The 6,101-nt window shown below is 76.3% G+C and carries 6 protein-coding genes; all 6 read left to right on the top strand.

Features of this window, described 5'->3' with window-relative positions; genetic code table 11:
• The first annotated feature begins 45 nt into the window (after positions 1-45).
• The 6 genes from ABZ495_RS06780 to ABZ495_RS06805 all read left to right on the top strand — a co-directional run bounded on the left by ABZ495_RS06780 (position 46) and on the right by ABZ495_RS06805 (position 6,003).
• Positions 46-1,266, top strand: a complete 1,221-nt coding sequence (locus ABZ495_RS06780; RefSeq protein WP_359834777.1) for a tetratricopeptide repeat protein — start codon at positions 46-48, stop codon at positions 1,264-1,266.
• Between the two features lie 178 nt (positions 1,267-1,444).
• Entirely contained in the window at positions 1,445-2,503 is a 1,059-nt protein-coding gene (locus ABZ495_RS06785) for a phosphatidylinositol-specific phospholipase C domain-containing protein (RefSeq protein WP_359834779.1), read from the top strand.
• A gap of 86 nt (positions 2,504-2,589) precedes the next feature.
• Positions 2,590-3,009: a GNAT family N-acetyltransferase gene (locus tag ABZ495_RS06790; protein WP_359834781.1), complete on the top strand. Its 420-nt coding sequence runs from the start codon at positions 2,590-2,592 to the stop codon at positions 3,007-3,009.
• Between the two features lie 141 nt (positions 3,010-3,150).
• Positions 3,151-4,194 carry a DUF4129 domain-containing protein gene (locus tag ABZ495_RS06795; protein WP_359834783.1) on the top strand — a complete coding sequence of 348 codons (1,044 nt, stop codon included), beginning with the start codon at positions 3,151-3,153 and terminating at the stop codon, positions 4,192-4,194.
• Entirely contained in the window at positions 4,191-4,808 is a 618-nt protein-coding gene (locus tag ABZ495_RS06800) for a hypothetical protein (RefSeq protein ID WP_359834785.1), read from the top strand. The genes ABZ495_RS06795 and ABZ495_RS06800 overlap by 4 nt, the downstream gene beginning before the upstream one ends.
• Positions 4,809-4,905: 97 nt before the next feature.
• Positions 4,906-6,003 (top strand): MoxR family ATPase, encoded by a 1,098-nt coding sequence (locus ABZ495_RS06805; protein WP_359804757.1) that lies wholly within the window; start codon positions 4,906-4,908, stop codon positions 6,001-6,003.
• Positions 6,004-6,101 lie beyond the last annotated feature (98 nt).

Raw genomic sequence — 6,101 nt, forward strand, 5'->3', positions numbered from 1 at the left:
GACGACGAGACGACGAGACGACGAGACGACGAAGGAGGACCACCGATGAGCGGATGGTGGCGCAGGCGGGCCGAGCGTGCCGCGCGGGCCGACGGCACGGGCGGCCCCGCGCCGTCGGGACCGCCCGGCGAGGGCGCCGAGGACGGGCCGGCCGCCGCCGACGGGCTCCGGGAGCCGCGCTGGCAGCCGCCCGGGGCCACCATCACCGTCACCGAGGTGACGGAGGGCCGGCCGGAGCAGGAGATCGCCCGGGTCCGCGTCCAGCCGGTGGAGGTGGCCGAGTGGCGGGCGAACGCGGCCATCGAGAAGCTGGGCGCCGACCACCCCGAGACCCTGATCCTCCTGCGGGAGTACGCCCGGGTCCTGGCGCACACCCCAGGCGGCGACGACCGCGCGGTCGAGCTCTACGAGTACGTCGCGGGCACCCAGCGCGCGGTGCTCGGCGCCCGCCACGAGGAGACCCTGCGGACCGACGCGGAGCTGGCGGACCTGCTGCACCACCTCGGCCGGGTCCAGCAGGCCGAGTCGCTCTGGCAGGCGAACTTCCGCGCCAGGGCAAAGACACTCGGCCGGGACCACCCGGACACCCTGCACAGCGCCGACGGGCTGGCCGCCGCCCTGGAGTCCCTGCGCCGCTCCGCGGAGGCCGAACCGCTGCTGCGCGACACGCTGGACCGCCGGACCAGGCTGCTGGGCGCGGACCACCCCGAGGTGCTGTCCGCCGTCAACCGGCACGCGGCCGCCCTGATCAACAGCGGCCGCCACCGGGCGGCCGAGCGGTCCCTGCGGGCCCTGGTACCCCGGCTCGAACAGCGCTACGGGCGTGACCACGAGCGCACCGTGGCGGCCCGCAGCAACCTCGCCGCCGCCCTGGTGCGGCTGGGCCGCCATGCCGAGGCGGAGCCGCAGCTGCGGGCGGTGGCGGCCTCCTGGGAGTCGCTCGCCGGGCCGAACGCCGACGACACCCTCTCCGCCCGCAACAACCTGGCCGCCGTTCTGCACGGCATGGCGCGCTACCAGGAGGCCGTCCCCCTCCTGCGGGACATCCTGGCCCGGCGGATCGCCCTGCACGGGGACGGTCACCCCGTCACGGTGAGCTCCCGGGAGAACCTGGCCAACGTCCTGATCGACGCCGGCCTCCTCGCCGAGGCGGCCGGCCTGCTGACGCGCTGCGCCGCCGACTACAGCCGGATCCACGGCCCGGGCCACCCCCGTGTGCAGGTCGTCCGGGAGCAGCTGGACTGGTTGCGCGAGAACCTGCGCTGACCGCTGACCGCTGACCGCTGACCGCCGGTCACCGGTCACCGTCGGCGGCGCCGCGGGATCGTCCCGTCCCCGTCATGGTGTTGTTGTGTCCCCTTCACATGAGGGATGCTCAGCCGCGGCATCCTTCCGAACGGCGGAAGCGACCGCCGACCGCGTTCTGACAAGGGGACAAGTCATCGTGACCGCACGCCGCGCCCTCGCCGGCACCATCGCCACCGGTCTGCTCGCCGCGGCCGCCGCCCTCCTTCCGGTGCAGTCGGCCGCCGCGAGCGGCCCCGGTGAGCTCCCGTTCGGCTCGGCCACCACCGTCGGGCTGCACAACACCTACGACCCGGCCGCGTTCGGCTACCTCGCCCAGGGCCTGGACACCGGCACCGGCATGATCGAGCTGGACGCCTGGACGGACACCGTGACCAAGGAGTGGAAGGTCAGCCACTCCAACCCGCTCGGCAACGCCAACAACTGCGTCAGCGCGAGCACGCCCGCCCAGCTCTACACCGGCGGCGCCAACAAGAACCTGGAGACCTGCCTGGACGACGTCCGGGTCTGGCTCGGCGCCCACCCCGGCGCCGGCCCGCTGGTGGTCAAGCTGGAGCTCAAGGCCGGGTTCGCCGCCAACCGCGGCATGGGCCCCGCCCAGCTCGACTCCCTGATCGCCGGCCACCTGGGCTCCGCCGTGCTGCGCCCGGCCGACCTGCTCGCCAGGCCGGGCGGCGGCTCGTACGCCACGGCGGACGACGCGGTCCGGGCCGGCAACTGGCCGACCAGGGCCTCGCTCGCCGGGCGGGTGCTGGTGTACGTGATCCCCGGATCGCTGGAGGAGGGCAACCCCTTCGACACCCTGCACACCGACGTCGAGTACGGGCGTCACCTGCGCGACCTGGCCGCGGCCGGGCGGATCGGCGACGCCCAGGTGTTCCCGGCCGTGCACGGCGCCGCGGCCGGCGATCCCCGCGCCAAGTACCCGGAGACGGCGATCCGCCCCTGGTTCGTGGTCTTCGACGGTGACGCCGCCGCCTACCTGGGCGGCATCGACACCGCCTGGTACGACAGCCGGCACTACCTGCTGACGATGACCGACGCGCAGAACGTCGCACCCGCGATCAGCGCCACCGACCCCACCGCCGACCAGGCCCGCGGCCGTACCGAGCAGCTCGCCCGGGCGCACGCGAGCATCGTCTCCAGCGACTGGCGCAAGCTCCCCGCCGTGCAGTCGCTCGCCCTGACGCGGGGCTGACGGCCCGTCCCGCCACCGCCGTCCCGCCCGCCGTCCCGACCCGCGCGTTCCGCCGGGAGGGGCGGCGGTGGCTTATCGTGTAATGCATGACTAGCGCGAGTGACCATTACGAGCTGCGGGCCGGTGTGCCGGACGTGGACACCTTCCGACGGCTGCGGACCGGCGCGGGGATGAGCGACCGGCCCGCCGCGGCGGTGGCGGCCGGGCTTCCCCACACCTGGCACGGGGTGACGGTGCACCTGGACGGCCGGGTGGTCGGGATGGGCCGGATCGTGGGCGACGGCGGGTCCGTCTTCCAGATCGCCGACGTCTGCGTCCTGCCCGAGCACCAGGGCCGCGGCCTCGGCGGGCGGATCATGGCCCTGCTGACCGCCGAACTGGAGAGCCGGGCCCCGGCGGGCGCCTACGTCTCGCTGATCGCCGACGGTGACGCCCACCGGCTCTACGCCCGGTACGGCTTCCGGGAGACCGCCCCGCACTCGGTGGGCATGCACCGCCTGGTCTGAGCCCGTTCCCGGGGTCGGCGGCCGCCCGGGTGCGGAGGCCTCGGTGGCCCGCGACGCGGGGTGACAATACGACAGTTGGTGTGCGACGCTGCATCCTCGCGCGGAGCCGACCGCGCTGCGGGGGAACCGGGGGACGGCCGCGTGGACGACGAACTGCAGCCGAGCGGGCCCCGCCACGGCGGGCGAAGCGGCCCGGACGACCGCGCGGACGACACCGACCGCGCGGGCGGGTCGGCCGGCCGGACCGTGGGCGTCCTGGTCGCCCTCGTGGGCCTGCTCCTCGCGGCCTCGGCCCTGCGGCCGGACGGCGGTCTGCTCGGTGCGCCCGCCGCCACGGTGCCGGTGGAGGCCCTCGGACTCGTCCTGCTGCTCGTGCTCGGCTGGCTGTTCGTCATCGGCCGCTTCGCGCTGCGCTTCCGCGCCGAGGTCCGCCACCTCGACGGGCCGACGCCGTGGGCGGAGCGCCTGCGGGAGGCCACCGCGGTCCTGCTGCCCGGGGCCGCCGCCGCGGTGCCGGTGCTGCTGTTCGTCTTCCACGGGCGGGCGGTCAAGGACTCGGTCGACCCGCCGTCGCTGCCGCCGGTGCCGGACTTCACCCCGCCCCCGGCGTCGCCGCCGCCGGTCTGGCCCGACCCGGTGTCCGGCAAGAGCTGGCTCTCGACGGTGATCCCCGTGGTGTTCGGCGCGCTCGCCGTCGCCCTGGTGGTCGTCGTGGTGGTGGTCGCCGTCCTGCTGCTGCGGCGGCTGCGGATCGCCCGGCGGCCGCCGCCGGCGCGACTGCCCGCCGCGCCGGCCCGAGGTGAGGACGCCCTGGCCGCCGCGGTCGACACCGCCCGGCGCGCCCTCACCGGCGCCGACGCGCGGGCGGCGGTGATCGCCTGCTACGCCGCGATGGAGGCCTCGCTGGCGGCCTCCGGACTGTCCCGCCGGGCTCCCGAGAGCCCGACCGAACTGCTGGAGCGTGCGGTGACCGACGACCGCGTCGACCCCGTCCACGCGCGGGCGCTCACCGCGCTGTTCCGGGAGGCCCGGTACTCCACCCACCCGATGGACGAGACCCATGTGCGCCGGGCGCGGAAGGCCCTCGACGCGCTCGCCGAGCGACTGGCGGACCGGGCCGGGCCACCGCCGGAGCCCGCGACGGCGGGGGCAGCCGGGTCGGCCGGTACCGGAGGCCACCGATGAGCGCCCGCCGGCACGGGCGACAGGCCGACCCTGCCGTCTCCTCCGCCGCCCCCGCCCCCGCAGCCGTGGACCCGAAGGTCCGGGCCGGTGGCGAGCTCGCCGCACCCGGCTCGGTCCGGCACAGCCTGATCGAGCTGACGGTGGCGGCCGTACTGGCCGAGGTCCTGTTCGCGCTGGTCGGCGGCGCGCCCGCGGCCGCCGCCGGAGCCGTCCTGCTGACCGCCACCGGACTGGTCGCCGGCCGGTACGTGGCCGGTGCGGGCTTCCTCGACATCGGCCTGCGCGACCGGCAGCGCGTGATGGACTCCCGGGAGCCGGGCCTCGGCGACTGGCGCTGGACCGTCCGTCAGGGCCTCGACCCGAACGGCGACGCCCGGCCGTTGCGCGGCCGGCTCCGGCGGCTCTTCGCGGCGCGCCTGTCCGAGACCCACGGCGTCTCGCTCGACACCGACCGCGCCCGGGCCGCCGAACTGATCGGTCCCCGGCTGTGGCCGTGGATCGACCCGGACGCCGCGGACCCGGACGCGGCCCTCCCGGGCCCCGTCCTGCTCGCCCTCGTCGACCGGCTCGAATCCCTCCAGCCGCCCGGCCCCAGGCCGCCGAAGTCCGGGTAGCCGGCGCCGTCCCCGAGGGACGCCCAGCACCCGCCGTTTCCCCGCACCCCCGCCGGACCCGGTAGTTGGCCGGCCGACGCCGCCCTTCAGGAGAGCCATGACCGCCGTTCCCCAGGCCCCCGTCCCGGACACCGAGCACGCCCCGGTGGCCGAGCAGTCCCCGGGGCGTCCGGCCGAGGCCCAGGTGCTGACGCCGCAGGAGGCCGGCCGCCGCGCCCGCGCGGTGGTCGAGGAGATCGAACGCGCCGTGGTCGGCAAGCCCGAGGCCCTCCGACTGGTGATGCTGGGGGTGCTGGCCGGCGGCCACGTGCTGATCGAGGACCTGCCCGGGCTCGGCAAGACCCTGCTGGCCCGCTCGTTCGCCACCACCCTCGGCCTGGACTTCCGCCGGATCCAGTTCACGCCCGACCTGCTGCCCTCGGACGTCACCGGCGCGCCGTTCTACGACCGGCGCAGCGGCGAGATGGTCTTCCGCCCCGGGCCGCTCTTCACCCAGCTCCTGCTGGCCGACGAGATCAACCGCACCCCGCCGAAGACCCAGGCCGCGCTGCTGGAGGCGATGGCCGAGGGCCAGGTCTCCGTCGACGGTGCCACCCGCCGGCTGCCGCAGCCGTTCGTGGTGATCGCCACCGCCAACCCGATCGAGTACGAGGGCACCTACTCGCTGCCGGAGGCGCAGCTCGACCGCTTCCTGCTCCGGGTGCGGATGGGCTACCTCACCACCGGTCTGGAGGCCTCGATGCTCCGGGCCCGGCTGGACCGGGCGGTGCCCGAGCCGGTCCTGGAGACGGTCAGTAGTCCGGCCGAACTCCTCGCCATGCGGGCGGCGTTGGAGCGGGTCGAGGTCGACGACGACCTGGTCGACTATGTGATCGCGCTGGTCCACGCCACCCGCAACGACCCGCAGATCCAGGTCGGCGCCTCGCCCCGGGGCGGTCTCGCGCTGGTCCAGCTGGCCCGGGCCCGCGCGATGCTGGAGGGCCGCGACTACCTGACCCCGGAGGACGTCAAGGCGCTCGCCGTTCCGGCCCTGGCCCACCGCATCACCCTGACCCCGGAGTTGTGGGTGCGCCAGGTCGAGGCGGACGACGTGCTGGCGCGCCTGGTCGCCGCCGTCCCGGCGCCGCAGACCCTGCCGCGCGCGGCCGGCGGGCCGGGGAGCGGCCCGATGGACGCCCCGGACGCCGCCCGGTGAACCCCGAGCCCTCCGCCGCCGACCGGCCCGGGCAGCAGGCCCGCCGGCTCGCCGCCCAGAGCGCGGGACCCGGCGGGCGCCCGGTACGGCGGCTCGCC

It is taken from the genome of Kitasatospora sp. NPDC005748 (genome assembly GCF_040630735.1).
In the GTDB taxonomy this organism is placed as follows: domain Bacteria; phylum Actinomycetota; class Actinomycetes; order Streptomycetales; family Streptomycetaceae; genus Kitasatospora.

What these genes read in the sequence shown, in the direction of transcription:
- ABZ495_RS06800 (WP_359834785.1), top strand. Translation starts at nt 4,191, where the DNA reads ATGAGCGCCCGCCGGCACGGGCGACAGGCCGACCCTGCCGTCTCCTCC.
- ABZ495_RS06805 (WP_359804757.1), top strand. Translation starts at nt 4,906, where the DNA reads ATGACCGCCGTTCCCCAGGCCCCCGTCCCGGACACCGAGCACGCCCCG.
- ABZ495_RS06790 (WP_359834781.1), top strand. Translation starts at nt 2,590, where the DNA reads ATGACTAGCGCGAGTGACCATTACGAGCTGCGGGCCGGTGTGCCGGAC.
- ABZ495_RS06780 (WP_359834777.1), top strand. Translation starts at nt 46, where the DNA reads ATGAGCGGATGGTGGCGCAGGCGGGCCGAGCGTGCCGCGCGGGCCGAC.